Origin of the sequence: Ancylobacter sp. Lp-2, assembly GCF_020523795.1 — a bacterium.
GTDB lineage: Bacteria > Pseudomonadota > Alphaproteobacteria > Rhizobiales > Xanthobacteraceae > Ancylobacter.
In genome coordinates this window covers 182,152-207,016 of sequence record NZ_JAJALI010000004.1, presented here as the reverse complement: position 1 = coordinate 207,016, position 24,865 = coordinate 182,152, and the positions used below count along the sequence as shown (strand labels likewise).

Genomic DNA, 24,865 nt, shown 5'->3' with positions numbered 1-24,865 from the left:
TGGTCTGGTTGCCGACGTGGTTAGGCAAGGCGGGGCGCCAGCGCAAGCCCGGCAGCCGCTCCGGCGGCTATTTCGCCGCCGCGGCGCCCGGCGGCTTGACCGCGCCGAAGCCCTGCGCCTCGAGGAACAGATGCAGCCGGCTCTGGAACTCGTCGAGCCGGTGGGCGAGCAGCAGCTCGGCGCAATCGGCGCAGCCATCGGCCACCGCCTCCACCCAGGAGCGCTCCGATTTGGCGAAGTCGCCGAGTACGAAGGGCATGACGAGGTTCTTGTCGCCGGGATGGCCGATGCCAAGCCGCACCCGGCCGTAATCATTGCCGCTATGGGCGGTGATGGAGCGCAGGCCGTTATGCCCGGCATTGCCGCCGCCGAACTTGGCGCGCACCTTGGCGGGCGGCAGGTCGAGCTCGTCGTGGAAGACGAAGATGTCCTTCAGCTCGATCTTGTAGAAGCGCTGCGCCTCGGCGACCGCGCGGCCGCTCTCGTTCATATAGGTCTCGGGCAGCAAGGCGAGCACCTTCTGCCCGGCGATCTCGCCCTCGCAGGCCGCGCCCTGGAAGCGGCGGCGCCACGGCGAGAAGCGATGGCGGCGGGCGATGGCGTCCACCACCATGAAGCCGATATTGTGCCGGTTGCCGGCATATTTCGGCCCGGGATTTCCGAGCCCGGCGAAGAGGAACATTCCTGGCCTCGTATCGCTGACGATCAAGCTGCGCGCGCGTCCTGAAACGCAAAGGAGCCGGAAGCGGGCTTCCGGCTCCAGATCTGCCTATCGCGCTTTCATCACGCGACGATGCAAGGGGCTGTCCCGGCCGATCAGGCCTTGGGAGCCGCCGCAGCCGCAGCCGCCGCAGCTTCGTCGGCCTCGGCTTCCTTGAGGCCCGACGGGGCCACGACGGTGGCCAGCGTGTCGTCGCCATGGCCGGCCCAGGTGACGCCCGCCGGCAGCTGCACCGACGACAGGTGGATGGACGCGCCCAGGGCGTAGCTGGACACGTCGACCTCGATCGCCTCGGGGATGGCGTCGGCCGGCACGTTCAGCTCCACGGAGTGGCTGACGATGTTCAGCGTCGCGCCCTGCTTGAAGGCCGGGGCGGTGTCGACGTTGAGGAAGTGCACGGGCACGTCGACGGTGAGGGTGGCGCCGATGGCGACGCGCAGGAAGTCGACATGCAGCGGCTGGTCCTTGACCACGTCCAGCTGGTAGTCGCGCGGGATCACGCGGTGCTTCTCGCCATCCACCTCGACGCTGAACAGCGTGGTGAGGAAGTGGCCCGCATAGATGGTGCGGGTGATCTCGGTGTAATCGAGGGTGATGCCGACGGGGGCCTTCCCGTCGCCATAGATCACGGCGGGCACGCGACCGGCGCGACGCTCGGCACGGGCGGCCCCCTTGCCGCTCTTCGTGCGGGCCTGCGCCTTCAGTTCCTTGATGGCGGTCATGGCTTGAATTCCTTGGTTTGCAAAAGGAGAGGGCCGCTCGCGCGGCCCGGTCCCTTCAGGCTGGGTCTGGTGGTGCCGCAGCGCGCCTCCAGGGGTGCGGAATGGCTACGGCGAGCGGGTCAATAGCAGCAAAAGCCTTCTGCGGCAAGGCCGCGCGTCGCATGAGGCGGTCGACGCGGCGGGGCGGGCGGCGGGCCGGGGCCTCAGAACTTGCCGAGCACGCCGGCCTTCACCACGCCGCTGGCATTCGAATCCACCGGCGCGGAGCGCTGCACCGAGATGAAGCGCTCATAGCTGCCCATCGGCGCGCGCAATTCGACGCCGGTGTTGACGGTGGAGGAACTGTCCATCTCCACCGTGGCGCCGAGCTTGTCGCCATTGCCGAGACCGAGGCTGTCCAGCGGCACGCTGTAGGTGCTGCCGACCGTGTAGCCGTCATACACCGACGGGTTGCCGGTGGAGGCGGAGGCGCCGAGTTGGCTGGTGCCGTAGACCGACAGATTGTCCATGGAATAGCCGACCCGGCCCTTCACCTCGCCATTGCCGCTGCCGGTCTGCCGGTTGGTGAGCGAGGAGACCGGCGCGCTCGCCGACATGCTGGTGGACACGCCGATGCTGACCGGCCCGCGATCGACGAACTGCACGCTGGTCGGCAGTTTGGCGGTGGCCGGAGCGGTCACCGATTTGCGCGCCGGCAGAAGCTGGTTCGGCGCCGGCTTCTCGGGCGCGGGCTGCGGCTCGCCGCCGAGGCCGAGCTCGATGGATTCGTAGAGCGAGGGCGGCCAGTGGCCGGCAGGCGCATCGGCGATCGCTGGCGCGGCCGGCTCGGGTATGTCGGCCGGGCGCGGCGGCGGAACCGCCGGTGCGTCGGCGGCGTCGGGTTCCGGCGCGGGCGTGACGATGACGGTGACGCCGGCCCAGGGGTCGGTCGGCTCATAAGGCAGCGGACCGCCCATGGACTGGGCGAGGGCGGCGGCGGGCATCAGCCCGGCAAGGATAGCGGCGCCGGCACGGAAGGGCAGGCGAGTCGGCCTATGGCCGCGCAAAAGGGCGCGTAGCATCGGGTCGTCCCGTTCGATTCGACGAGATCGATGCATGCGGCCGAAAAGTGGAGGGAGCATGGCGCAGCGCACACAAACGCATGCGCCGCGGTAAGCGAGGGTTGGAAGGCCCGAAAAAAAGCGCCTCAGTTGAACAGGCTGGAGACGCTTTCCTCATGCGCGGTGCGCCCGATCGCCTCGGCCAGCAGGCTGGCGATGGAGATGACGCGGATGTTGCGCGCCACCCGGACCGCCTCGGTCGGCTGGATGGAATCGGTGATCACCAGCTCCTTGAGGTTGGAGGCGGTGACGCGCGCCACCGCGCCGCCAGAGAGCACGCCATGGCTGATATAGGCGTGCACCTCGGTGGCGCCGCGCTCCAGGAGCGCATCGGCGGCATTCACCAGCGTACCGCCGGAATCGATGATGTCGTCGACGAGGATGCAGCGCTTGCCCTTCACGTCGCCGATGACGTTCATCACCTCGCTCTCGCCCGGCCGCTCGCGGCGCTTGTCGACGATGGCGAGCTGGGCGTCGATACGCTTGGCCAGCGCGCGGGCGCGCACCACGCCGCCGACGTCCGGCGACACCACGGTGATGTCGTTGAGGTCGAAGCGCGACTTCACGTCCTGCACCATCACCGGCGCGGCGAAGAGGTTGTCGGTCGGGATGTCGAAGAAGCCCTGGATCTGGCCGGCATGCAGGTCGACGGTGAGCACGCGGTCGGCACCGGCATGAGTGATCAGGTTGGCGACCAGCTTGGCGGAGATCGGCGTGCGGCCGGAGGAGCGGCGATCCTGCCGCGCATAGCCGAAATAGGGCAGCACGGCGGTGATGCGGCGGGCGGAGGAACGGCGCAGCGCATCGATGATGATGAGCAGCTCCATCAGATGGTCGTTGGTCGGGAACGAGGTCGACTGCAGGACGAACACGTCCTTGCCGCGCACATTCTCCTGGATCTCGACGAAGATCTCCATATCGGCGAAGCGCCGGACCACCGCCCTGCTGAGCGGGGTGGAGAGATAGGCGCCGATCGCTTCGGCGAGGGGGCGGTTGCTGTTGCCCGCGACCAGTTTGATCGACCCGTTATTGCTGGACATTCCGGCACGCGCTCCAAGCCGTAAATTCACCGCGTAAGATCACTTCGCGGCCGTCGCACGACCGTCGCGAGGCTCTGATAGGCGGGCCGGCCTGCCCTGTAAAGCCTCACCGGCACAGGATTTGAGCAAGGCATGCACCAAAAGGGCAGCTCGGCGACGCGGTCGGCACCCCGTGGGCGGACGCGCTGCCGCACCGGCAATCAGTGGCTCGCGGTGAGGGCGAGGGTCGAGGACGGCTCGGGGGCCGGGGCCTCGCCGCCGGCATCGGCGATCGGCGGGCCGTCATCGGTGCGGACCGGCTCGTAGGGATCCGCCGCCGCCGGCTCGGCGGCCTCGGCCGGCGCGCTTGCCGGCTTGCGCGGCGCCGTCGGGTTCTGCGCGAGGCGGGTGTTGATCTCGGCGAGGCTCTGCGAGGCGATGCGATCCAGCATGGCCTGATCGACATTGGCCCAGACGTCGCCGCCGGAGCCGGTCTGCTCGACGCCGGAGACGCGCAGCACCCGCTCGCGGTCCTGGTCGTAGACGTCCCAGGCCCAGTCGACGCTGCCCTTGCCGTTCTCGACCACGGCGAGGAGATAGCCGCGCACGCGATAGGGGGCGTTGCTGTCGCGCGAGGCGACCGGGATGCGCTGGGCGCCGGCTTCGGCGGACAGGCTGGAGACCAGCTTGTCGAACACCGGCTCCGGCGGGCCGTCGATGGATTCGAAGGCGAGGGCGCGGGGGGCAGCAGAGCGCGAGGCAACCGCGCGGGAAGAGGAAGACGGGGCGGCTGAGGTCTGCACGGCAGCGCCGTCCGGGCCGATGGCGCTACCGGTGGCGCTCGCGACCGGCTTGTTGGCGCCGCCGGTCTGGCAGGCCGCCAGGCCGAGGGCGATGACGGTGGCCGCCGCTGCCGGTGCGAACTGGCGAAGTCGCCGGCCGAGCTGTTCGATCATCAAGCGCCGTCCCCTTGAGAGCCGGTCGCTGCGCGTGTCCGTGCCGAATCAGACCGGCGCGTCCGCGCCGTCGCCGGCACATCCGGGGTAAATCGTTAACGGCTATTAACGATGAGGTCCAGTGGGGCACCCGTTAACGGCTCGTTACCGTTAACGGTGACGAGATAGGTCCGGCCGAGGCACATGGCGGTTTCGCTGGCGCTGTCCATCAGGATCATGTGGGCGAACATCACCATGCCCGGCTCCAGCACCCAGGGATTGGCCTCGTAGAACATCGGCGGGTCCATCCAGGAGGGGGTGAACTTGGCGCCCAGCGAATAGCCGCAGGCGGCCAGCCGGTGCTCGGCGAGGCCGTGGCCGTCCATCACCTCGGCATGAGCGGTGAACACCTCGCCGGCGGTGCGGCCGGGGACGATGTGGCGGGCGCAGGCCTCCAGCGCCAGTTTCGCGGCGTTGAACAGGTCGATGTGACGGTCATAGGGCTCGCCGACCAGCACGGTCTCCATCATCGCCGCGTGGTAGCGGCGGTAGGCGCCGGCCCATTCGAGGGTGATCTGGTCGCGGGCGTCGAGGTGGCGGCGGCCGGACTTGTAGCGGCAGAGCAGGGCGTCGCGGGCGGAGCCGATGATGAACTCGTTGCCGGGATAGTCGCCGCCACCCTTGAAGACGGCGCCCTGCATGGCGGCGAGGACCTCGCCTTCGTCGACGCCGGGGGCGATGAGGTCGATGGCGGCCTGCCGGGCGTCGAGCGCCAGCTGGCCGGCCTTGCGGACGTAGAAGATCTCCTCTTCCGACTTCACCGCGCGCAGATAGTCGACGAGGCCGGAGGCGTCGTCGAGGGTGGCGAAGCCGTCGAAGGCGGCGTCCAGCTTGCGGCCATTGGCGGCAGTGAGGCCGTAGCTGTCATATTCGACGCCGATGCGGGGGGCGGGTCCCGCGAGGTCGGCGACCATGTCGCGCAATTGCTGCTGCGGGGTCGAATGGGCGGAATCGCGCCAGACGCGGATGTCCTCGACCAGCGAGGTGTGCTGCGCCTGCCGCAGATCCGCCGAACGGGTGAGCAGGGCGATCCGGCCGTCGATGCCGAGCCACAGCGACTGGAAGAAGCAGAAGCCGAACGTGTCGTAACCGGTGAGCCAGTACATCGATTCCTGCTGGAACATCAGCAGGCCGTCGAGCTGGCGCTCGGCCATTTCCGCCAGCAGGCGGTTCTTGCGGCGCGCGAATTCCAGGGCGGTGAAATGCAGGCTCATGGCTTAGGGCACCAGGGTGATGGCGGCGATCAGCCGGCCGTAATCGGGCTCGCCGCGATGGGTGGCGCGACGGTAGGAATAGAAGCGGTCGGCGTCGGAATAGGTGTCGAGGCCGAGATCGTCGACGGTGCCGACGCCGAGGCGGGTGAGCCGGGCGGCGATGTAGCCGGGCAGATCGAACATGGCGTGCCCGGCCCGCTCGGACGGCGCGAGGAAGCGGTCGTTGCCGGCGTCGAGGGCGGTGAGGTTGGCGACGAATTCCGGGCCGACCTCATAGCTCGGCTGGCGGATCAGCGGGCCGATGGCGGCGACGACGCGCTCGCGCCGGGCGCCGAGCTCCTCCATGCGGGCGAGGGTCGAATCGAGCACGCCGCCGACCGCGCCCTTCCAGCCGGCATGGGCGGCGCCGACGACGCCGGCCTCGGCATCCGCGAACAGCACCGGGCCGCAATCGGCGATGGCGACACCGACGGCGATGCCGGGCGTATCGGTTGCCACGGCGTCGGCCTTGGGGCGCTCCTGCCACGGCACGCGGGCGACGAGGCAATCCGGCGAATGGATCTGCCAGCAGGTGAGCAGGTGCGTCGGCGGCACGCCGAGCGCCCCGGCCATGCGGGCGCGGTTCTCGACGACGCTCTCCGGCACGTCATTCGAGCCGGTGCCGCCATTGAGGCCGGCATAAATGCCCTCCGACACGCCGCCTTCGCGGGTGAAGAAGGCGTGGCGGATGCCGGGCAGCGCCTTGAGCGCGGGGGATTCGACCTTCATGCGGAACCTCCGAATTCGTCTTCCGGCGCGAATCCCGCCGGGGCGCCGAGCGCAGGATGCACCAGCGCGAGCGCCTTGAAGAGGGTGCCCATCTCGTTCTCGCCGGTGCCGGCGAGGCGGCGCGCGGCGGCATCGACGGCGGCGGCGGCTTCCGGCGCGGCATTGCGCTTCAGCCGCTCGGCGCGGGCATGAAGGCCGAGGCGTTCCAGCAGCAGTCCCTGGCCGACTGGGCCGAAGGCGCGGGCGTCCTGGCGCCGCGCGGCGCTGGCCAGGGCCGCGAAATCGACATGGGCGGTGAGGTCGGCCTCGCCGGGATGGGCGAGCGGCGGGTCATAGGCGTGGGCACGTAGGGCCTGCAGCGTGTCGCCAAAGCCGCCGGCTGGCTCACGCGCGCCGGCGTGTCCGTAGTCGACGATGAGCGCCGCGCCGCCGTCGCGGGCGAGGCGGGCGCCGAGATGGGCGGCGACGCTCTGGCCGAGCGGGCAGACCTCTAGCAGCGCGCCGGACGGGGCGGCGAGCAGCCGGCGCTCGTCGGCGGCGTCGAGGCGGGCGCCGGGGCGCAGGCCGAAGGCGAGGGCGCCCTCGGCATCCAGCCCGACCATACGCTCGGCGATCCCCTCCGGCGTGCGGACGAACTGGCGGATCGGCAGCGCGTCGACGAACTCGTTGGCGAGGAGGATCAGCGTGCCGGCCGGCAGGTCCTCGACGCGGTCGGCCCATTCGATCGCGTGGCCGGCGAGCGTCGCTTTCTGGATCTCGCGCAGGCGGGGCGAGGCCTCGACCAGCACGAGGCGGGCGGCGTCGAGGAAGCCGGGGACGATGCGGGTGGCGCGCAGGGCATCGGCCATCAGCGTGCCGCGGCCGGGGCCGAGCTCGGCGAGCACGAAGGAGGCGGGTGCGCCGAGGCGCATCCAGGTGTCGGCGGCCCACAGACCGATCAGCTCGCCGAACATCTGGCTGATCTCCGGCGCGGTGACGAAGTCGCCGGTGCTGCCGAAGGGCTCGCGGGTGGTGTAGTAGCCGTGGCGCGGATGGAACAGACATTCGGCCATGTAGTCGGCGACGGTCAGCGGGCCGTCGGCGGCGATGCGGGCGGCGAGCGCCGGGACGAGCGGGGTCGGCGCCTCGCTCATGCGCGGGCGCGCTGGTTCAGCGGCGGGCGCCGCGCCGAGTGCCAGGCGAGCCAGGCGCCGAACAGCACCATGGGCAGCGACAGCAGCATGCCCATGGTCAGCCAATTGCCGGCGAGATAGCCGAGCTGGGCATCGGGCTCGCGGACGAATTCCACGATGATGCGCGAGATGCCGTAGAGCATGACGAACAGGCCGCCGACGATGCCCGGCCGGGCCAGCGCCTTATAAGCGTGGATGGCGATCTGCAGCACGACGAAGATGACAATGCCTTCCAGCGCTGCCTCGTAGAGCTGGCTGGGATGGCGCGGCTCCGGGCCGCCGGTCGGGAACACCATGGCCCAGGGCACGTCGGTGACGCGGCCCCACAGCTCGCCATTGATGAAATTGGCGAGGCGGCCGAGGAACAGGCCGATCGGCACCACGGCGGCGGCGATGTCCAGCATCGACATCAAGGGCAGGCCACGGCGGCGGCAGAACAGCGCCATGGCGAGGATGGAGCCGAGGAAGCCGCCATGGAACGACATGCCGCCGTGCCAGACGGTGAGCGCCTCCATGGGGTGGGACGCGTAATAGGGCAGGTTGTAGAACAGCACATAGCCGATGCGCCCGCCGAGGATGACGCCGAACGCCACCCACACCACGGCGTCGTCGAACTCCTCCGGCGCGATCGCCGCCTTGCCGCCCCACAGCGCCGGCGTGGCGCAGAGCTTCTTGGCCAACCACCAGCCGAGGAGCAGGCCGGCGACATAAGCCAGCGCATACCAGCGGACCGCGAAAGGACCGAGCTGGACCAGCACCGGATCGATGGCCGGGAAGGGAAGGGCGAGAAGCGGTGGCGTCGCGATCAGCATGAGGTGTCCGGGCTGCGGGACCAGTGGCGGCGCGACCGGCCGCGACACGACTCGCGCGGCTCCGGCACCGTCACGGTCTTGCCCCCCTCGCGTGACAGGATCAAGGCCGGAGATACGGCGTCCCGGACCGTGGCGCCGGGCCCGGGAGACGGGGGGCGATCCGTGAATGCCGCCGGTGAAATCCGATCCATGGCCTCCCGATGTGTGGAACACGGGTGCGACCATGGCCGCGCCCTTGCGATGCGGGGACTTGCGCCCCATTGTTCATCCAGAGGCGTCAAGCCGGGAGAGAAGTGACATGACCCAGACCACCAGCCGCATATTCGATGACTTCGCGAAGCTGATGAACGACGCTGCCGGCGTCGCCACCGGCGTGCGGCGCGAGGCGGAAACGGTGATGCGCGCCCAGGCCGAGCGCATTCTGCGCGAGCTCGACGTGGTGACGCGCGAGGAATTCGACACGGTGAAGGATCTGGCCGCCGCCGCCCGCGAGGAGAACGAAACGCTCGAGGCGCGCATCGCCGCGCTGGAAGCCCGGCTCGCCAAGCTCGAAACCCCCGAGTGAGGGCGCTGTGGACGCCGCGCCACCATGCTTGCGGCGCCCGGCGAATCCCTGACACCTTCTAGCTATTGGCCGTCGAGAGGCGGTCACCCACGAACGGTCGTAGCGAGGTACGGATTCAGCGCGATATAGTCGGATTGCAGCGATTCGTTCGTGAATCGAAAGAGCTGCCGCCTGATGTTCGCGTTGCGTGCGTTCGACCCCCTCCCGCGTCCCAGCCTCGCGAGGTCGAGCATGACCTATACCGATTTCGAAGCCGACACCCGGGCCAATCCGCTCGATCTGGTCGAACGGATGGCTGCGCTCAACGAGTGGTCGTTCGAGCGTTCCGCCGAGGACGAGATCACCATCTCGGTCGAAGGACGGTGGACCGATTGCCACGTCTCGTTCCAGTGGATGGACGAGGTGGAGGCGCTGCACATTGCCTGCGCCTTCGACCTCAAGGTCCCGGAGAAGCGCAAGAACGAGGTGCTGCGCCTGCTCTCGCTGATCAACGAGCAGATGTGGGTCGGCCATTTCGACCTGTGGTCAAAGGAGGGCGTGATCATGTTCCGTCACGCGCTGCTGCTCGCCGGTGCCGAGGCGACCGACCGCCAGTGCGAAGTGCTGATGGAAGTGGCGGTGGAGGCGGTCGAGCGCTATTTCCCGGCTTTCCAGTTCGTGGTGTGGGCCGGCAAGTCGGCGCGCGAGGCGATGGACGCCACGCTGTTCGAGACCATCGGCGAGGCATAAGGGCACGGAGGCATCCCGCCGCCGGCGGGAATGACGGCGACGGCGGGGCAGCATCCGGCGCGCGAATCCGCTAAACCGTCGCGCAATACCGCTTGGGCGGTGCAGAGGTGCGAGGCGAAGCGATGGCTGTTCTTTCCGATATTCCCGGCCGGGTCCTGCTCGTGGGCGCCGGCAAGATGGGCGGCGCCATGCTCGAAGGCTGGATTAGCCTCGGGCTGGAGCCGGCGCGCATCGCGGTGCTCGATCCCGGCCCGCCGCCGGAAGTGGCCGCCATGCTGGAAGCGCGCGGCGTGGCCCTCAACCCGCTCAATGGCGGCGTGCCGGCGGTGATGCTGATCGCCGTGAAGCCGCAGGTGGCCCCGGACGTGCTCGCCAAGGTGGCGCCGCTCGCCGGGCCGGACACGCTGGTGGTCTCGGTGATGGCGGGGCGCACGCTGGCCTTCCTCGAAAGCCATTTCGCGCCGGGCACGGCGGTGGTGCGTTCGATCCCCAACACGCCGGCGGCGATCGGCCGCGGCGTGACGGTGGCGGTGCCGAACGCCTCCGTCTCGCCCGAGCAGATGCAGATTGCCGACGCGCTGTTGAAGGCAACCGGCGGCTGCGAATGGGTGGGCCGCGAGGATCTGATCGACGTCGCCACCGCGGTATCGGGCTCCGGACCGGCCTATGTGTTCCTGCTCGCCGAAGCGCTGGCGGAGGCGGGCGTCCGGGCCGGGCTGTCGGCCGACATGGCCGACCGGCTGGCGCGCGCTACCGTCGCCGGTGCCGGCGAGTTGATCGCCCGTACCGGCATCGAGCCGGCGCAGCTGCGCAAGAACGTCACCTCGCCGAACGGCACCACGGCGGCGGCGCTGGCGGTGCTGATGGACGAGGCGAAGGGGTTTGGCCCGCTGCTGACCGAGGCGGTCGCTGCCGCCGCCCGCCGCTCGCGCGAGCTGGCGGGCTGAACCCGCCGCCGCCACGATCGATCCCGAGGGAGGACGTCATGAGCCTTGCACCCGCCGCGACCATCGACATCGGCGACTTCCTGAAGGTCGACGTCCGGGTCGGCACCATCATCCAGGCCGAGGCCTTTCCCGAGGCGCGCAAGCCGGCGCTGAAGCTGATCATTGACTTCGGCCCGCATGTCGGGGTGAGGAAATCCACCGCGCAGATCACCGTGCATTATGCGCCGGAGGATCTCATCGGCCGGCAGGTGGCGGCGGTGGTGAACTTCCCGCCGCGCCAGATCGGGCCGGTCATGTCGGAGGTGCTGACCCTCGGCTTCCCGGACGAGAATGGCGCGGTGGTGCTGTTCGCCCCCGACCGCGAGGTGCCGAACGGCGCCCGGCTGTTCTGAAGCCAGCATGCCCCCGGCGGAGGTACTGCTCGCCTTCCTCGCCGCCGCGGCGATCTACGCCTATGTGCCGGGCCCGGCCATGCTCTACGCCTCGGCGCAGACATTGGCGCGCGGCCGGCGTGCCGGGCTGATGGCGGCGCTGGGCATCCATCTCGGCGGCTATGCGCATGTGATCGCCGCCTCGCTCGGGCTTTCCGTGCTGTTCGAGGCGGTGCCGCCGCTCTATCTGGCGGTGAAGCTCGCCGGTGCCGCCTATCTCGTCTGGCTCGGCCTGCGGATGATGTTCCAACGCGAGGCCGTTAGCGGGGCGGTTCAGGAAGCCTCCGGGCGGCGGGCCTTCCTGCAGAGCGTGACCGTCGAGGTGCTCAATCCCAAGACGGCGATCTTCTTCCTCGCCTTTCTGCCGCAGTTCACCGATGCAGCCGCCGCCTTTCCATTGTGGCTGCAATTGCTGCTGCTCGGCACGGCGGTGAACCTCATGTTCACCTCGGCCGACCTCGTCTGCGTGGGACTGGCGGGCGCGATCACGCGGCGGCTGAGCCGGGCCGGCCGGCTGCGGGCCTGGGCGGGGCGGATCGGTGGCACGCTGCTGATCGGGCTCGGCGCCCGCCTTGCCTTGCAGCGCGGCTGAGAGGCTTCATACGGGAATGCGGATGGTGGCCCGCAGCCCGCCGAGCGGGCTGTCGCCGAGCGTGACATCGCCGCCATGCGCGCGCGCCGCGTCGCGGGCGATGGTGAGGCCGAGGCCGGAGCCGCCGGCATCCTGGTTGCGCGCCTCGTCCAGCCGGAAGAACGGCCGGAACACTTCCTCGCGCCGCTCCGGCGGAATGCCCGGCCCGTCATCGTCCACCGTGACGATCAGCCAGCGCTCGGCACGGCTGCCGTTGATGTCGATGCGGGCGGCATAGCGCCAGCCATTGGCGACGAGATTGGCGAGGCAGCGGCGGAAGGCGTCCGGCCGCAGCGTCACCATCGGATCGCCGGTGAAGGAGCAGGTGACGGCAGCGCCGTGGCGCTCGCCATTGACGCGGGCTTCCTCGATGAGGCGGGCGATATCGGTGAGCACCGGCGGCTCGCCCATGTCGTCGCGCGCGAAGGCGAGATAGGCCTCGAGCATGCTCTGCAGCTCATCGACATCCTTGCGCAGCGCCTCGGTCTCCCGCTCATCCATGAAGGCGAGCTCCAGCTTGAAGCGGGTGAGGATGGTGCGCATGTCGTGGCTGACGCCGGCCAGCATGGTGGTGCGCTGCTCGATCTGCCGCTCGATGCGCCGCCGCATCTCCAGGAAGGCCAGCGCCGCGCCACGCACCTCGCGGGCGCCGCGCGGCCGGAAGCCGGTGACGTCGCGTCCCTTGCCGAAGGCGATGGCGGCGTCGGCCAGCGCCTCGATCGGCTTGATCTGGTTGCGCAGGAACAGGATGGCGACGGCCAGCAGCACCAGCGAGGTGCCGACCATCCACACCAGGAAGATGTGCGAGTTCGACAGATAGGCCTGGCTGCGGCGGGCGAAGATGCGCATCACCATGTCGTCGAACTGGATACGCACCTCGATGAGGTTGGAGTTGCCGACCGTGTCGGTCCAGAACGGCCGTCGCAGCCGCTTGCTCAATTCGCCGGTGAAGTTGGAGTCGAGGATCGAGAAGAACGGTTTCGGCCCGGGTGGCGGCAGGTGCTCGTCGGGGAGGAAATCGACCGACAGACCCATGGTCGACTGGGCGATCTGCCGCACGCGCTCGCGGCCTTCCATGGTGGGGAAGGCGACGGCGAGGTCGGCGACGGCGGAGATGTCCTGCGACACCGCGGCGGAGAGGCGCCGGGTGACGGTGTTGTAGTGGCGTTCCATGAACACGAAGGCCAAGACCGATTGCAGGATCACCATGGGTGTGACGATGATGATCAGCGAGCGGGCATAGAGGCCCTTCGGCATGACGCGGTTGAACCACGAGCCGAAGCGGGCGTTGCTCTCGCGCATGCGGGCATTGGCGCCGCACAGGGCGCCCCAGGCGGAATGGGCGCTGCCGGGCATGATCCGGCCGATGCCGGCGGCGAGGCGCGCGTTGTTCTCCCGCAGGCGCGCGCCGAGATCGCGCAGGAAGTGCCGGGCGGCGCCGAGCCGCTGACCGTCGAGCAGGCTCAAGGCGCCACGACCAGCCGGTAGCCGAGGCCGCGCACCGTTTGCAGATAGGCGGGATTGGCCGGGTCGCGCTCGATCTTGCGGCGCAGGCGGTTGACCTGCACGTCGACGGCGCGGTCGCCGGCGGAGATGCCCGGCGCCACCAGCGCCTGGCGCGGCACCGTCTCGCCGGGCCGCTCGCCGAGCACGCGCAGCATGTCGCGCTCGCGGTCGGTGAGGCGGACGAGCTCGCCGTCGCGGCTCAGCTCGCCGCGCTCCAGATGGAACACGAACGGCCCGAAGCGCAGCGATTCGATGGCCTGCGCCGGCGGCACCGAGGCGCGCTTCAGGATGTTGTTGATGCGCAGCAGCAGCTCGCGCGGCTCGAACGGCTTGGCGAGGTAGTCGTCGGCGCCGATCTCCAGCCCCTTGATGCGGTCCTCGGTCTCCGAACGGGCGGTGAGCATGAGGATCGGCACGCCGGATTCGGTGCGCACCAGCCGGGCGAGGTCGAGCCCGTTCATACCGGGCATCATCACGTCGAGGATGAGCAGGTCGAAGGTGAGGCCGGCGAGGCGGCCGCGGGCGTCGTCCGCCGATTCGGCCGTCGTCACCCGGTAGCCATGCTCGGACAGGAAGCGCGAGAGCAGGTCGCGGATGCGGCGGTCGTCGTCGACGATGAGCAGGTGGACGGCGTCGTCGGCCGGCGTCGCCATGCGCGGACGGGCGGCGACGGGGGCAGGATTAGCGGCGTCGAGCATCGGGGTCTCCTAGCGGGGCCGGGCGGGCGCCTTGCCGGGCCGCAGCCCGCCGGACAGGGCGGCCTGGTCGGCACGGGCGATCAGCTTCTCGGCCGCCGCCTGATCTTCGGGGTCGATCATGGCGACAAGAAAGCGGCGGACGTCCTCGCGCGCGTCCGGTGAGCAGGCGGCGAGCGCCCGCTCGATACGCTGCGACTGGATGGCGACGAAATCGCGCGCCAGCGTCGCGCCCTTGGGCGTGAGGTAGAGGAGCCGCTGGCGCCGGTCGGAGGAGCCGGCGCGGCTGTCGACGAAGCCGCCGTCGACCAGCTCGCGCAGCACGCGGCCGAGGCTCTGCTTGGTGATGCGCAATATGTCGAGCAGGTCCGTCACCCGCATGCCGGGGTGGCGGTTGACGAAATGCAGCACCCGGTGATGCGCCCGCCCGAAGCCGAAGCCCTGCAGCACCTTGTCCGGATCGCTGACGAAATTGCGATAGGCGAAGAACAAGAGCTCGATCAGGTCGGTCTGAGGGCGTGGCACAGCGGCACCCGCTGCCGCGGGATCGGGATCCGCCGCATTGGCGTGGGGCGGTTGCGAGACATTTATGTCAGCCATGTTGACTTTTTTCGTTATGATCGTTACCAAGAAGCCCTGTTTGACGAAAGGATCGTTCGAGGTGCCCTCGAAACGACTTTGCGTCAGCCAGCGCGTCGGTGGTGCCGGATGGCAGTTCCCTCGACGGCGTTCACGATAGATGTACTTGGCCTGCGAAGCAAAATATGCGCTGAAAACACGCACGCGACCGAGTAGGACAGGCTTTAAGGACAAGATGGGCAACGCCGCCGGATCATGGCGGGCGGCGGGCCCCGTTCGGGAGACAATACCATGGCAAGCGAACCCTTCGACAAACGCAGTGGCTGGATCTGGTATGACGGCGCTTTCGTGCCGTGGTCGGATGCCAAGGTCCATGTTCTGACGCACGGCCTGCACTATGGCAGCTGTGTATTCGAGGGCGAGCGCGCCTATGGCGGCGAGATTTTCAAGCTGGACGAGCACACCGTCCGCCTGAAGGAGAGCGCGCGCCTGCTCGACTTCGAGATTCCCTACAGTGAGGCGGAGATCAACGCCGCCTGTCGCGAGATCCTGGTGAAGCAGAACCTCGCCGACGCCTATCTGCGCCCCGTCGCCTGGCGTGGCTCCGACATGATGGGCGTCTCGGCGCAGCACAACCAGATCCACCTCGCCATCGCGGCGTGGGAGTGGCCGAGCTATTTCGACCCGGCGGAGCGGCTGAAGGGCATTCGTATCGGCATGGCGAAGTATCGCCGTCCCGACCCGCTGACCGCGCCCTCGACCTCGAAGGCGGCCGGCCTCTACATGATCTGCACCATCTCCAAGCACGCCGCCGAGCGCGAGGGTTATGCCGACGCGCTGATGCTCGACTGGCGCGGCCGCGTCGCCGAGTGCACGGGCGCCAACGTCTTCTTCGTCAAGGACGGCGTGATCCACACGCCGGAGGCGGATGCGTTCCTCAACGGCATCACCCGCCAGACGGTGATCGCGCTGGCCAAGCGCCGCGGCATCGAGGTGAATGAGCGGGCGATCATGCCGGAGGAACTGTCGAGCTTCGACGAGTGCTTCATCACCGGCACCGCCGCCGAGGTGACGCCGGTGTCGGAGATCGCCGGTACCCACTTCCAGCCCGGCCCGGTGACCAAGACACTGTTCGACGACTACACCGCCGAGGTGCAGCCGAAGAAGAAGGCGGCCGCGTAAGCGGCCGACACCGTCGCCGATCTTCGGACATAAATGAAATGCCGGCCTTCGGGCCGGCATTTTCGTTTGCGCTTAGCGGCCGGGCGCGACGAGCGGGAACAGGGCGCGCAGCCATGGTGCGCGCAACCACAGCCCGCCCCACATGAACAATCCGAGATAGACGCTGAACAGCGCATGGCTGAACAGCGGGTTGCCGACGCGGATCTGTGTCGCCATCGCCCCGCCGAGCAGGCCGGTCATCAGCACCGCGCCGAGGAGCGTGGTGCGCGGGACGAGATACAGCACCAGGCAGCCGAGTTCGGCGAGGCCGATCGCCAGCGTGTGCCCGGGCGGCCAGCCGAGAGCCGTCATGGAGTCGGTTGCCACGCTGGCGCCGACCAGCTTGGGGGCGATCGAGGCGAGGAGCATGAAGGCGGCGAACAGACCGGTGAGCGTGTAGCCGATCGGGATCATCAGTGAGGCGGGCATGGAGATGTCTCCGAATCCAGGTTCAGCCGCGCAGTTCGACGCCGTTGCCGTCGGGGGCGCGCAGATAGATGGACAGGCCGTCGCCAGCGGCACCGTAGCGGATCGCGGCGGCATCAGCGGCTATCCCGTGGGCGGCGAGTTCCGAGCGTGCCTGCTCCGGTTCGAAGCCGGCGATGCGCAGGCATAGATGGTCCATGTTGCACCCGGCGGGGGCGGGGGCGGGGCCGCCGCGCCGGCCGAGCGGGCCATCGATGGCGACGAGGTCGAGCAGCGCCCCGCCAGCCCGCAACTGCACCATGCCGATGTCATTCTGTCGCCGTTCGAGCCGGCAGCCGAGCACGGTTCCATAAAAGTGCGTGGCGATGTCGAGGTCGCTGACCCGCAGCACGACATGATCGATTCCAATGGCCCGCATGGTGCCCGTCCTCGAAAGCGCTTGATTGACGCTGTGGATGATTTATCTCGATATAAAGATAAATGGAGATATCTTGATGTCAAGACAAGTGGCTTCGGAAGCTGTCGACCATGTCGAGGCACGGCGGCGGCAATGGGCGCGGGAGCTGCCGGATGTGGATACGCAGGGCATGGCGGTGCTCGGCCGGGCGCGCTGGATTACCCTGAAGGTCCGCTCGCCGATTGAGGCGGTATTCGCCGCTCACGGGCTCGACGCCGGCGAATTCGATGTGCTGTCGACATTGCGGCGCGCCGGTCCGCCCTATCGGCTCCGGCCGACTGAACTGTTCCAGTCGCTGATGATCTCCTCCGGCGGGCTGACCGATCGGCTGGCGCGACTGGAGAAGGCAGGCCTCGTGGTGCGGCGGCCGAGCGAGAGCGATGCGCGCAGCCTGCTCGTGGAACTGACGGACGAGGGCAGGGCGCGGGCGGAGGCGGCCTTCCGTGCCGACATGGCGGCGGAGGCGCGGCTGCTAACCGTGCTGACCAGGGAGGAGCGCGAACAACTTGCCAGCTTGCTGGCCAGACTCGCCATGGCGATGGCGGACGAGACGGATTAGCGGCTCCGGTGCGGCCGTCAGCGCCACCGCTCCGCCGCGGCGTCGTCGGCCTCCTTGGCCGCGACCCAGTTCTTCACCGTCTCGCGCTCTTCCAGCTTCCAGAACGGGGCGTTGGTCTTCAGCCAGTCCATGAGGAACGCGGCGGCCTCGAAGGCGGCGCCGCGATGCGGCGAGGCGGTGACCACCAGCACGATGTTCTCGCCCGGCACCAGCCGGCCATGGCGGTGGATCACCGTGGCGCCGATGAGCGGCCAGCGCGCCCGGGCTTCCTCGACGAGGCGGCCGATCTCCTCTTCCGCCATGCCGGGATAATGTTCGAGGGTCAGCGCGACGAGGCGCCCCTCGCTCGCCGTGTCGTCGGCGCGGCACAGGCCGGAGAAGGTGACGACCGCGCCGACATCCGCGCGACCGGCCGACAGGGCGGCGATCTCGGCGGCGGTGTCGAAGTCCTCGCTCTGGATACGGACGGTGAAACGCCCGTCCGCAGGATGATCGCCCGGGGAATGCCCATCCGGCATGGCCTCAGCCCCCGGTCATCGGCGGGAAGAAGGCGATCTCGCGGGCGCCGGCGATCGGCGCGTCGGGCCGGGCGTGGCGGCGGTCGATGGCGGCGCGCACCACCTTCGGTTCCTTGAACGCTTCGGCATAACCGTCGCCGCGGGCGGCGAGGAAGGCAGCCAACTCGGCGACGGTGCGCACGCCGCCGGGGGCCTCGATCTCCTCGGCCTCGCGCCCGATGCGTTCGCGCACCCAGGCGAAATAGAGGATCTTCACGCGTCGTCCTCGATCAGGTGGCGGGCACCGGCCCGGAAATAGTCCCACCCGGTATAAAGTGTGAGCAGCGCCGAGATCCACAAGAGCACGATGCCCGCCAGCGTGATGCCGGGAAGCAGTTGATCCGCCGCCGGACCCGCCAACAACACGCCGACCGCGACCAATTGCGTCGCCGTCTTCCATTTGGCGAGCCGGGTGACGGGGACGCTGACCCGCAGCTCGGCGAGGAATTCGCGCAGGCCGGACACCAGGATTTCGCGGCACAGGATCACCGCCGCCGCCCACAGCGACCAGCCGCGAATCGTGCCGTCCGATGCCATCATCAGCAGCGAGGCGGCGACCAAGAGCTTGTCGGCGATGGGATCGAGCATGCGGCCGATCGCCGATTGCTGCGACCAGATGCGGGCGAGGTAGCCGTCGAAAAAGTCGGTGATCGCGGCGGTGACATAGACGCCGAGCGCGACCCAGCGCAGCCACAGGCCGCCGGCGAGGATGTCGGCCCAGAACAGGCAGCCGACAAGCAACGGCACCGCGACGCAGCGCGCATAGGTGAGTAGGTTGGGCAGTGCATAGGTATGGGCACGCCTGCGTGGCCGCGTTCCCGCCTGCGCAGGTTCGGTCACCGTATTCCGGGCGGGCGCGACGTCGACCATGGCTGTGTCCGGTTCCTCGCAAGGGACGTAACCACCCCTCGGGCGCACGTCAATCTACTGCAGGCACTTCACGGCAAAGTAACGACCGGCCGTGACGGCTTCGCTGCGGCCGCGTCAGTGCGGCCCGGCGTGGAAGAAATCATAGACCGCCCGCGCGGTGGCGGCATTCACTCCCGGCACCGCTTCCAGATCGGCGAGCGAGGCGCGCTCGATGGCTTTCAGCGTGCCGAAATGATGCAGCAGCGCGCGTTTGCGGGTCGGGCCGATGCCGGGAATCTCCTGCAGGCCGCCCTGGGCGATGTCCTTCGAGCGCCGGGCGCGGTGCGAGCCGATGGCGAAGCGGTGGGCCTCGTCGCGCAGGCGCTGCACGAAATATAGCACAGGATCGCGCGGCTCCAGCCGGAACGGCTCGCGGCCGGGAATGAAGAAACTTTCGCGGCCGGCATCGCGGTCCGGCCCCTTGGCGACGCCGACGAGCGGTACGTCGGTGACGCCGAGCTCGGCCAGCGTCTCCGCCGCCGCCTCCAGCTGGCCGGCGCCGCCGTCGATCAGCACGAGGTCTGGCCAGCCTTCCGGGGTCTGGCTCAGGGGCTCGGCGTCTACCCCTTCTTCTCCCTCTTCCCGGAGGAGAGAGGGTTGGGGGGAGGGAGGAAGCACACGGGCGATGGGGAGCGTCGCGTCCCCCTCACCCGACGGCTGCGCCGTCGACCTCTCCCCCTCGGGGAGAGGCAGGGAAATGTCGGGGAGCGGAGCGGACGCCTTGTCGCCGGCCCGTGGCGATTCGCGCAGCAGGCGGGAGAACCGCCGGCTCAGCACCTCGCGCATCATGCCGTAGTCGTCGCCCGGCGTGAGGTCGACGTTCTTGATGTTGAACTTGCGGTACTGGCTCTTGGCGAAGCCTTCCGGTCCGGCGACGATCATGCCGCCGACCGCGTTCGAGCCCATGATGTGGCTGTTGTCGTAGACCTCGATGCGGCGGGGCGAGGCCGGCAGGGCGAAGGCGCGGGCGAGCTCGTCGAGCAGCCGCTGCTGGCTGGCGCTTTCGGCGAGCTTGCGGCCGAGCGCCTCGCGGGCATTCTGCATGGCGTGCTCGACCAGCTCGCGCTTCTCGCCGCGCTGCGGCACCGCGATCTCCACCTTGTGGCCGCTGCGCTCGGACAGTGCCTCGGCGAGCAGGTCGCTATCCTCCGCCGCATGGCTGAGCAGGATGAGGCGCGGCGAGGGCTTGTCCTCGTAGAACTGCGCCAGGAAGGCGCCGAGCACCTCGCCCGGCTCCAGCGTGCGGTCGGCGCGCGGATAGAGCGCGTGGTTGCCCCAGTTCTGCCCGGTGCGGAAGAAGAACACCTGCACACAGGTGGCGCCGCCCTCCTGATGGATGGCGAACACGTCGGCCTCTTCCACCGAGCGCGGGTTGATGCCCTGCGAGCCCTGCACCGCCGAAAGCGCGGCGATGCGGTCGCGCAGCGCGGCGGCGCGCTCGAACTCCAGCGCCTCGGAGGCCGCCTGCATCTCGTGGGCGAGCTGGTCCTTCACCGTGCGGCTCTTGCCGGACAGGAAATCGCGCGCCTCGCGGACATATTCAGCATAGTCGCCGTGGCTGACCTCGCCGGTGCAGGGGCCGGAACAGCGCTTGATCTGGAACAAGAGGCAGGGGCGGGTGCGCGCCTCGTAATAGCTGTCGGTGCAGGAGCGGACCAGGAACGCCTTCTGCAGCGCGTTGATGGTGCGGTTCACCGCCCAGACCGAGGCGAAGGGGCCGTAATAGTCGCCCGGCTTCGAGCGCGCGCCGCGATGCTTGGTGATCTGCGGTGAGACGTGGTCGCGGGTGATCAGGATATAGGGAAACGACTTGTCGTCGCGCAGCAGCACATTGAAGCGCGGGCGCAACTGCTTGATGAGGTTCGCTTCGAGCAGCAGCGCCTCGGTCTCGGTGCCGGTCGAGATGAACTCCATCTCGGCGGTGGCGGCGACCATGCGGAAGATGCGGTTGGTCAGCCCGGTCGGGCGGGTATAGGCGACGATGCGCTTCCGGATGCTCTTCGCCTTGCCGACATAGAGCACCGCGCCTTCCGCATCGAGCATGCGGTAGACGCCGGCGCTGGTCGGCGCGTGCTTCACCGCCCGCAGGATCGCCGCGCGGCCGGAGGCGAGCGATCCGGCGCCGGGCGCGGCCTCGTCGGCGTCGTCGAGCAGCAGCAGGGCCTCGTCCTCGACCTCCGCCATCTCGACATCGTCGATGTCCGGCTCGGGCGCGTCCTTGGCGGTGTCATGGGGAGTACGGGCGATCATGGATGCCTAAAGTATGGATTCGCACCCGCCGCGAACAGGGGGCGATGTCGGGAAGCTGGCGTCGGGCCGTCTCGCCCGCGCTCTTCCCGGTGGACAGGCGAGGGACGGAACCCCGCCGCGCAAGAAAGCGGCTGTGGCGGGGCTGCCATGCGCAATTTCATGGCTGTGCCGTTCGCGCAATCGGAGTAAGGGGAGCCATCATGTCCTCCGTCTCCGAAGTCCCCGCGAAACCCGTCGTTCCGCTCGCCGGCTATGCCTATGGCGCGGCGGGAGCCATTCTGTTCGCCTCCAAGGGCATCATCATCAAGCTCGCCTATGGCGAGGGCGTGGACCCGGAGACCCTGCTGGCGCTGCGCATGGCGTTCTCGCTGCCGTTCTACCTGGTGATCGGCGCCATTGCGCTGAAGGCCATGCAGCGGCGCGGCGAAGCGATGCCCAGCCTGAAGATCCTCGCGCAGTCGGCGGGCGTCGGCGCGCTCGGCTACTGGTTCTCCAGCTATGTCGACTTCCTCGGCCTGCAATATATTTCGGCCTCGTTCGAGCGGCTGATCCTGTTCACCTACCCGCTGTTCGTTGTGCTGTTCGGCGCGCTGCTGTTCGGCCAGCCGATCCGGCTCAAGGCGCTGTGGACCTTCCTCATCGCCTATGGCGGCCTGGCGCTGATCTTCATGGAGGGGCTGGCGACGGTCGGCACCGACGTGGCGCGGGGCGCGATGTTCGTCGGCATGGCGGCGGTCAGCTTCGCGCTCTACCAACTGCTGGCCCGCAAGCTCCTGAACAGCATCGGCTCGGCCTTGTTCACCTGCGTGGCGATGATCTCCGCCTCGGTGATGGCTATCGGCCAGTTCGCGCTGGTCCGCCCGCTGGCGGGGCTGATGGTGTCGCCGCGCGTGCTGATGCTGTCGGTGCTGATCGCCATCGGCGCCACGGTGGTGCCGACCTTCCTGATGAACGCGGCACTGAAGCGCATCTCGGCGCAGGCCAATTCGATGATCTCCACCGTCAGCCCGGTGGCGACGATGGTGCTCGCCTTCTTCGTGCTCGGCGAAACCGCGAGCCCGCTGGAATTCGCCGGCGCAGTGCTGGTGATGGCGAGCGTCGGCTGGTTCACTCTCAGCGACCGGCGAGGCTAGGCGGTCCGGGGCTGCTCGCTAGTCGGGCACCTCGGTATCCGGGGTCTGCCAGCCGAGATGCTGGCCGCCATCGACGGTGAGCATCTGGCCGGTGACGCTCTCCGCCCGCGCCAGGAACAGCACCGTCTCGGCGATCTCCTCCGGGCGCGGCCCGCGGCCGAGCGGCACCGCCGCGCCCTGCCGGGCGAAGTCGTCGGCGCTCTGGCGGATATTGGCGAGGGTGGGGCCTGGCGCGACCGCGTTGACGCGCACCTGCGGGGCAAGGCTCTGGGCCAGCAGGCGGGTCGCCGCCCACAAGCCCTGCTTGGTGAGGCTGTAGGACAGATAGTGAGGCGTCGGCTTGAGGACCCGCTGGTCGATCAGGTTGATCACCGCGCCGGTCATGTGCGCCGGCAGTTGCGCCGCGAGAGACTCGGCGAGGAACACCGGGGCACGCAGATTGACGGCGAAATGCCGGTCCCACAGCGCCGGGGCTAGCGAGCCGACCTCATCGGGGTGGAATTCCGAGGCGTTGTTCACAAGCAGCCGGATCGTGCCTAGGCCGGTGCAGGCCGGCAGCAGCCCGGCGACCGCCTCGGCATCGGCGAGTTCGGCGTGGACGAGATGGGCGCGGGCGCCGCGCGCCTCGATCTCGGCCTGGACCGCGTCGGCTTCCGGTCCGGGGCGGCGGGTATGGACGACGAGATCGTAACCAGCAGTAGCCAGGGCGAGGGAAATGGCGCGGCCGATACGGACCGCGCCGCCGGTAACGAGGGCGAGCGGTCGCGGGGCGGCAGATGAAAGCGGCGCGGGAGAGGTCATGTCTCTTCATGAACCGGCGGGAGGTCTGTGTCCAACCCGACGAACACCGTTGGTCACCGTTCGGAAGGCATGGCGTCAACGGATCGTTAACCATGATCGACGCGGCGGGCATGGAAATACGCCGTCATATCCATGAATATCCGCCGCGGTTACATCGGTATCACTTGTATACGCATTGTTAATGATAATATCAGGTTACGAAATGCCATAAGAATTTGCTCATAATCTTATGGGACCGTCGACCCTATCGAATTGAACCCGGGTGCCCTGTGCCCGGACGACTGGGAGACGATGATGAAAGCTATTCTCGCGGGCCTGGCCCTCGCAGCGGCGATCGCCGTGCCGGCCTCCGCCGCCGACCTCGCCTATCGCGCGCCGGCGGCCTATGCCCCGCCGGTGCCGGTGTTCACCTGGACCGGCTTCTATATCGGCGCCAATGCTGGCTATGGCTGGGGCTCGGCGGATTTCTCCGACGACACCGACGGTTTCCTCGGCGGCATCCAGGCCGGCTATAACTGGCAGTTCGCCGGCAGCCCGATCGTCGTCGGTATCGAGACCGACATCCAGGCCACCAATATCGAGAGCCCGACCTTCTCGCTCGACTATTTCGGCACGGTGCGCGCCCGCCTCGGCTTCGCGGTCGACCAGTTCCTGATCTACGGCACCGGCGGCTTCGCCTATGGACGTGGCGACTACGAGCTGGCCGGCCTCACCAACAAGCAGACCAACACCGGCTGGACGATCGGCGCGGGCGGCGAATACGCCTTCTCGCCGAACTGGAGCGTGAAGGCCGAATATCTCTATGTCGACCTCGGCACCGAGACCTACGCCACCGTCGCCGGGCCGCTCGATATCGGCACCACCGCCAACATCGTGCGCCTGGGCGTGAACTACAAGTTCTGATCCGGCGCGCCGGGCTTCCGGCATCCGAATCCTGCGCGCGGCGGCTCCATCCCGGGGCCGCCGTTTGCGTTCGCCGTCCCCGACGGTCGTTTTTGTTGCATTTTTGCTACGCCGCAGATCAATCGCTGCGCAATCGTGGCGAAAATGTAGCCGGGCCCGCCCGCGCGCTGGGCGTGCCGCTGCCTCCCGAAACTCAATATTCGCAGGGGTTCGAGAGGCATTCACCCCAATCGCCGCAGCAAGCAGATACCAGGCTGTTTCGGTTTTCGCCGCATTCCGGCCCTCGACCTGACAAGCTGCGCTTCTATCTCACCATCAACTGCCTTGTGTTCAGCAGTTTTGCTCGGAGAGTACATTATGAAGAAGATCCTAACCTCGGGCGTTGCCCTCGCCGCCCTCCTGGTCGCGGCCCCGGCCTTCGCTGCCGACATGGCGCAGCCCTACCCGACGAAGGCTCCGGTCGTCGCTCCCGTTCCGGTGTTCTCGTGGACCGGCTTCTATCTCGGCGGCAACACCGGCTACGCCTGGGGCAGCAGCAACGGCGACATCGACAACCTCGGCATCGATCCGTCGGGTTGGTTCGGCGGCGGCCAGATCGGCTTCAACTACCAGCTCGGCAACAACGTCGTGATCGGTATCGAGACCGACCTCCAGGGCGGCAGCATCAAGGACACCGCCTACGGCTACGAGTCGAAGCTCGACTACTTCGGCACCGTGCGCGCCCGCGTCGGCTATGCCTTCGACACCGTGCTGCCCTACGTCACCGGCGGTTTCGCCTATGGCAAGACCAAGGTCACCGACCAGCTGCTGAACTGGAGCGAGAGCTCGACCCAGACCGGCTGGACCATCGGTGCCGGCGTGGAATACGCCTTCCTGCCGAACTGGACCGTCAAGGCCGAATATCTCTATGTCGACCTCGGCGACGACTACTACGACAACCTCGGCGCGACCGCGGGTACCAACCTGAACATCGCCCGCGTTGGTCTGAACTACAAGTTCTGATCTCGGCCGGCGCCTTCGGGCGTTCGTCACGCGTGATTGAG

Annotated in this window: 29 protein-coding genes; 10 read left to right on the top strand and 19 right to left on the bottom strand. The window is 68.7% G+C overall.

Going from position 1 to position 24,865, the window contains the following annotated elements:
• Positions 1–67: 67 nt before the first annotated feature.
• The 9 genes from pth to lgt form a co-directional block, all read right to left on the bottom strand.
• Positions 68–682, bottom strand: coding sequence for an aminoacyl-tRNA hydrolase (gene pth / locus LGR54_RS12385; RefSeq protein WP_230362271.1), 615 nt, complete (start codon positions 680–682; stop codon positions 68–70).
• A gap of 134 nt (positions 683–816) precedes the next feature.
• On the bottom strand, positions 817–1,443 hold the full coding sequence (locus LGR54_RS12380) for a 50S ribosomal protein L25/general stress protein Ctc (RefSeq protein WP_230362270.1): 627 nt from the start codon (positions 1,441–1,443) through the stop codon (positions 817–819).
• A gap of 203 nt (positions 1,444–1,646) precedes the next feature.
• Positions 1,647–2,504, bottom strand: coding sequence for a hypothetical protein (locus LGR54_RS12375; RefSeq protein ID WP_230362269.1), 858 nt, complete (start codon positions 2,502–2,504; stop codon positions 1,647–1,649).
• A gap of 125 nt (positions 2,505–2,629) precedes the next feature.
• Positions 2,630–3,583, bottom strand: a complete 954-nt coding sequence (locus LGR54_RS12370) for a ribose-phosphate pyrophosphokinase (RefSeq protein WP_214010692.1) — start codon at positions 3,581–3,583, stop codon at positions 2,630–2,632.
• A gap of 200 nt (positions 3,584–3,783) precedes the next feature.
• Positions 3,784–4,518 carry a hypothetical protein gene (locus LGR54_RS12365; RefSeq protein WP_230362268.1) on the bottom strand — a complete coding sequence of 245 codons (735 nt, stop codon included), beginning with the start codon at positions 4,516–4,518 and terminating at the stop codon, positions 3,784–3,786.
• Between the two features lie 95 nt (positions 4,519–4,613).
• On the bottom strand, positions 4,614–5,771 hold the full coding sequence (locus tag LGR54_RS12360) for a Xaa-Pro peptidase family protein (protein ID WP_230362267.1): 1,158 nt from the start codon (positions 5,769–5,771) through the stop codon (positions 4,614–4,616).
• A 3-nt stretch (positions 5,772–5,774) separates the two neighbouring features.
• The gene (gene pgeF, locus LGR54_RS12355) at positions 5,775–6,539 is read right to left on the bottom strand and encodes a peptidoglycan editing factor PgeF (protein ID WP_230362266.1); all 765 of its coding nucleotides are present in this window, start codon (positions 6,537–6,539) and stop codon (positions 5,775–5,777) included.
• Entirely contained in the window at positions 6,536–7,672 is a 1,137-nt protein-coding gene (locus tag LGR54_RS12350; RefSeq protein ID WP_230362265.1) for a class I SAM-dependent methyltransferase, read from the bottom strand. The genes pgeF and LGR54_RS12350 overlap by 4 nt, the downstream gene beginning before the upstream one ends.
• Positions 7,669–8,520: a prolipoprotein diacylglyceryl transferase gene (gene lgt / locus LGR54_RS12345; protein WP_230362497.1), complete on the bottom strand. Its 852-nt coding sequence runs from the start codon at positions 8,518–8,520 to the stop codon at positions 7,669–7,671. Before lgt ends, LGR54_RS12350 begins: the two co-directional genes overlap by 4 nt.
• A gap of 301 nt (positions 8,521–8,821) precedes the next feature.
• Here lgt and LGR54_RS12340 point away from each other — a divergent pair, with 301 nt between their 5' ends.
• The 5 genes from LGR54_RS12340 (at position 8,822) to LGR54_RS12320 (ending at position 11,787) form a co-directional block, all read left to right on the top strand.
• Positions 8,822–9,088 (top strand): accessory factor UbiK family protein, encoded by a 267-nt coding sequence (locus LGR54_RS12340; protein ID WP_230362264.1) that lies wholly within the window; start codon positions 8,822–8,824, stop codon positions 9,086–9,088.
• Between the two features lie 231 nt (positions 9,089–9,319).
• Positions 9,320–9,817: a YbjN domain-containing protein gene (locus tag LGR54_RS12335; protein WP_214010685.1), complete on the top strand. Its 498-nt coding sequence runs from the start codon at positions 9,320–9,322 to the stop codon at positions 9,815–9,817.
• A 122-nt stretch (positions 9,818–9,939) separates the two neighbouring features.
• Positions 9,940–10,764 carry a pyrroline-5-carboxylate reductase gene (proC, locus tag LGR54_RS12330; RefSeq protein WP_230362263.1) on the top strand — a complete coding sequence of 275 codons (825 nt, stop codon included), beginning with the start codon at positions 9,940–9,942 and terminating at the stop codon, positions 10,762–10,764.
• Positions 10,765–10,802: 38 nt separating this feature from the next.
• Complete coding sequence (locus tag LGR54_RS12325) at positions 10,803–11,156, top strand: tRNA-binding protein (protein ID WP_230362262.1); 354 nt, start codon at positions 10,803–10,805, stop codon at positions 11,154–11,156.
• Positions 11,157–11,163: 7 nt separating this feature from the next.
• Complete coding sequence (locus tag LGR54_RS12320) at positions 11,164–11,787, top strand: LysE family translocator (RefSeq protein ID WP_230362261.1); 624 nt, start codon at positions 11,164–11,166, stop codon at positions 11,785–11,787.
• A 6-nt stretch (positions 11,788–11,793) separates the two neighbouring features.
• Here the strand turns inward: LGR54_RS12320 and LGR54_RS12315 are convergent, their stop codons facing one another.
• From LGR54_RS12315 to LGR54_RS12305, 3 genes are all read right to left on the bottom strand, one after another.
• Positions 11,794–13,182, bottom strand: coding sequence for an ATP-binding protein (locus LGR54_RS12315; RefSeq protein ID WP_370638200.1), 1,389 nt, complete (start codon positions 13,180–13,182; stop codon positions 11,794–11,796).
• Positions 13,183–13,289: 107 nt separating this feature from the next.
• Positions 13,290–14,030 (bottom strand): response regulator, encoded by a 741-nt coding sequence (locus LGR54_RS12310; protein WP_230362260.1) that lies wholly within the window; start codon positions 14,028–14,030, stop codon positions 13,290–13,292.
• Positions 14,031–14,039: 9 nt separating this feature from the next.
• Positions 14,040–14,627, bottom strand: a complete 588-nt coding sequence (locus LGR54_RS12305) for a MarR family winged helix-turn-helix transcriptional regulator (RefSeq protein WP_230362259.1) — start codon at positions 14,625–14,627, stop codon at positions 14,040–14,042.
• A gap of 270 nt (positions 14,628–14,897) precedes the next feature.
• Between LGR54_RS12305 and LGR54_RS12300 the strand changes: the two genes are divergently transcribed.
• A complete protein-coding gene (locus LGR54_RS12300; protein ID WP_230362258.1) occupies positions 14,898–15,788 on the top strand; it encodes a branched-chain amino acid aminotransferase in 891 nt (296 codons plus the stop codon).
• 72 nt (positions 15,789–15,860) lie between these two features.
• Here the strand turns inward: LGR54_RS12300 and LGR54_RS12295 are convergent, their stop codons facing one another.
• Both LGR54_RS12295 and LGR54_RS12290 read right to left on the bottom strand, forming a co-directional pair.
• Positions 15,861–16,256 carry a DoxX family protein gene (locus tag LGR54_RS12295; protein ID WP_230362257.1) on the bottom strand — a complete coding sequence of 132 codons (396 nt, stop codon included), beginning with the start codon at positions 16,254–16,256 and terminating at the stop codon, positions 15,861–15,863.
• Positions 16,257–16,278: 22 nt separating this feature from the next.
• Positions 16,279–16,671, bottom strand: a complete 393-nt coding sequence (locus LGR54_RS12290; protein WP_230362256.1) for a VOC family protein — start codon at positions 16,669–16,671, stop codon at positions 16,279–16,281.
• A 76-nt stretch (positions 16,672–16,747) separates the two neighbouring features.
• Here LGR54_RS12290 and LGR54_RS12285 point away from each other — a divergent pair, with 76 nt between their 5' ends.
• Positions 16,748–17,269 carry a MarR family winged helix-turn-helix transcriptional regulator gene (locus tag LGR54_RS12285; RefSeq protein ID WP_230362255.1) on the top strand — a complete coding sequence of 174 codons (522 nt, stop codon included), beginning with the start codon at positions 16,748–16,750 and terminating at the stop codon, positions 17,267–17,269.
• 17 nt (positions 17,270–17,286) lie between these two features.
• On the opposite strand, the gene LGR54_RS12280 is transcribed toward LGR54_RS12285, so the two are convergent.
• From LGR54_RS12280 to uvrC, 4 genes are all read right to left on the bottom strand, one after another.
• On the bottom strand, positions 17,287–17,787 hold the full coding sequence (locus tag LGR54_RS12280; RefSeq protein ID WP_230362254.1) for a molybdenum cofactor biosynthesis protein MoaE: 501 nt from the start codon (positions 17,785–17,787) through the stop codon (positions 17,287–17,289).
• 4 nt (positions 17,788–17,791) lie between these two features.
• The gene (gene moaD, locus LGR54_RS12275) at positions 17,792–18,043 is read right to left on the bottom strand and encodes a molybdopterin converting factor subunit 1 (protein WP_230362253.1); all 252 of its coding nucleotides are present in this window, start codon (positions 18,041–18,043) and stop codon (positions 17,792–17,794) included.
• Positions 18,040–18,696, bottom strand: a complete 657-nt coding sequence (gene pgsA, locus LGR54_RS12270; protein WP_230362252.1) for a CDP-diacylglycerol--glycerol-3-phosphate 3-phosphatidyltransferase — start codon at positions 18,694–18,696, stop codon at positions 18,040–18,042. Before pgsA ends, moaD begins: the two co-directional genes overlap by 4 nt.
• Positions 18,697–18,810: 114 nt before the next feature.
• On the bottom strand, positions 18,811–20,985 hold the full coding sequence (gene uvrC, locus LGR54_RS12265) for an excinuclease ABC subunit UvrC (RefSeq protein WP_230362251.1): 2,175 nt from the start codon (positions 20,983–20,985) through the stop codon (positions 18,811–18,813).
• Between the two features lie 200 nt (positions 20,986–21,185).
• Between uvrC and LGR54_RS12260 the strand changes: the two genes are divergently transcribed.
• Positions 21,186–22,118 (top strand): DMT family transporter, encoded by a 933-nt coding sequence (locus LGR54_RS12260; RefSeq protein WP_230362250.1) that lies wholly within the window; start codon positions 21,186–21,188, stop codon positions 22,116–22,118.
• An 18-nt stretch (positions 22,119–22,136) separates the two neighbouring features.
• Here LGR54_RS12260 and LGR54_RS12255 read toward each other — a convergent pair whose 3' ends face one another.
• Complete coding sequence (locus LGR54_RS12255) at positions 22,137–22,919, bottom strand: SDR family oxidoreductase (RefSeq protein WP_230362249.1); 783 nt, start codon at positions 22,917–22,919, stop codon at positions 22,137–22,139.
• Between the two features lie 294 nt (positions 22,920–23,213).
• Between LGR54_RS12255 and LGR54_RS12250 the strand changes: the two genes are divergently transcribed.
• Together LGR54_RS12250 and LGR54_RS12245 are read left to right on the top strand one after the other, a co-directional pair.
• The gene (locus LGR54_RS12250) at positions 23,214–23,822 is read left to right on the top strand and encodes an outer membrane protein (RefSeq protein WP_370638192.1); all 609 of its coding nucleotides are present in this window, start codon (positions 23,214–23,216) and stop codon (positions 23,820–23,822) included.
• A 357-nt stretch (positions 23,823–24,179) separates the two neighbouring features.
• Positions 24,180–24,824, top strand: coding sequence for an outer membrane protein (locus LGR54_RS12245; RefSeq protein WP_230362247.1), 645 nt, complete (start codon positions 24,180–24,182; stop codon positions 24,822–24,824).
• Positions 24,825–24,865 lie beyond the last annotated feature (41 nt).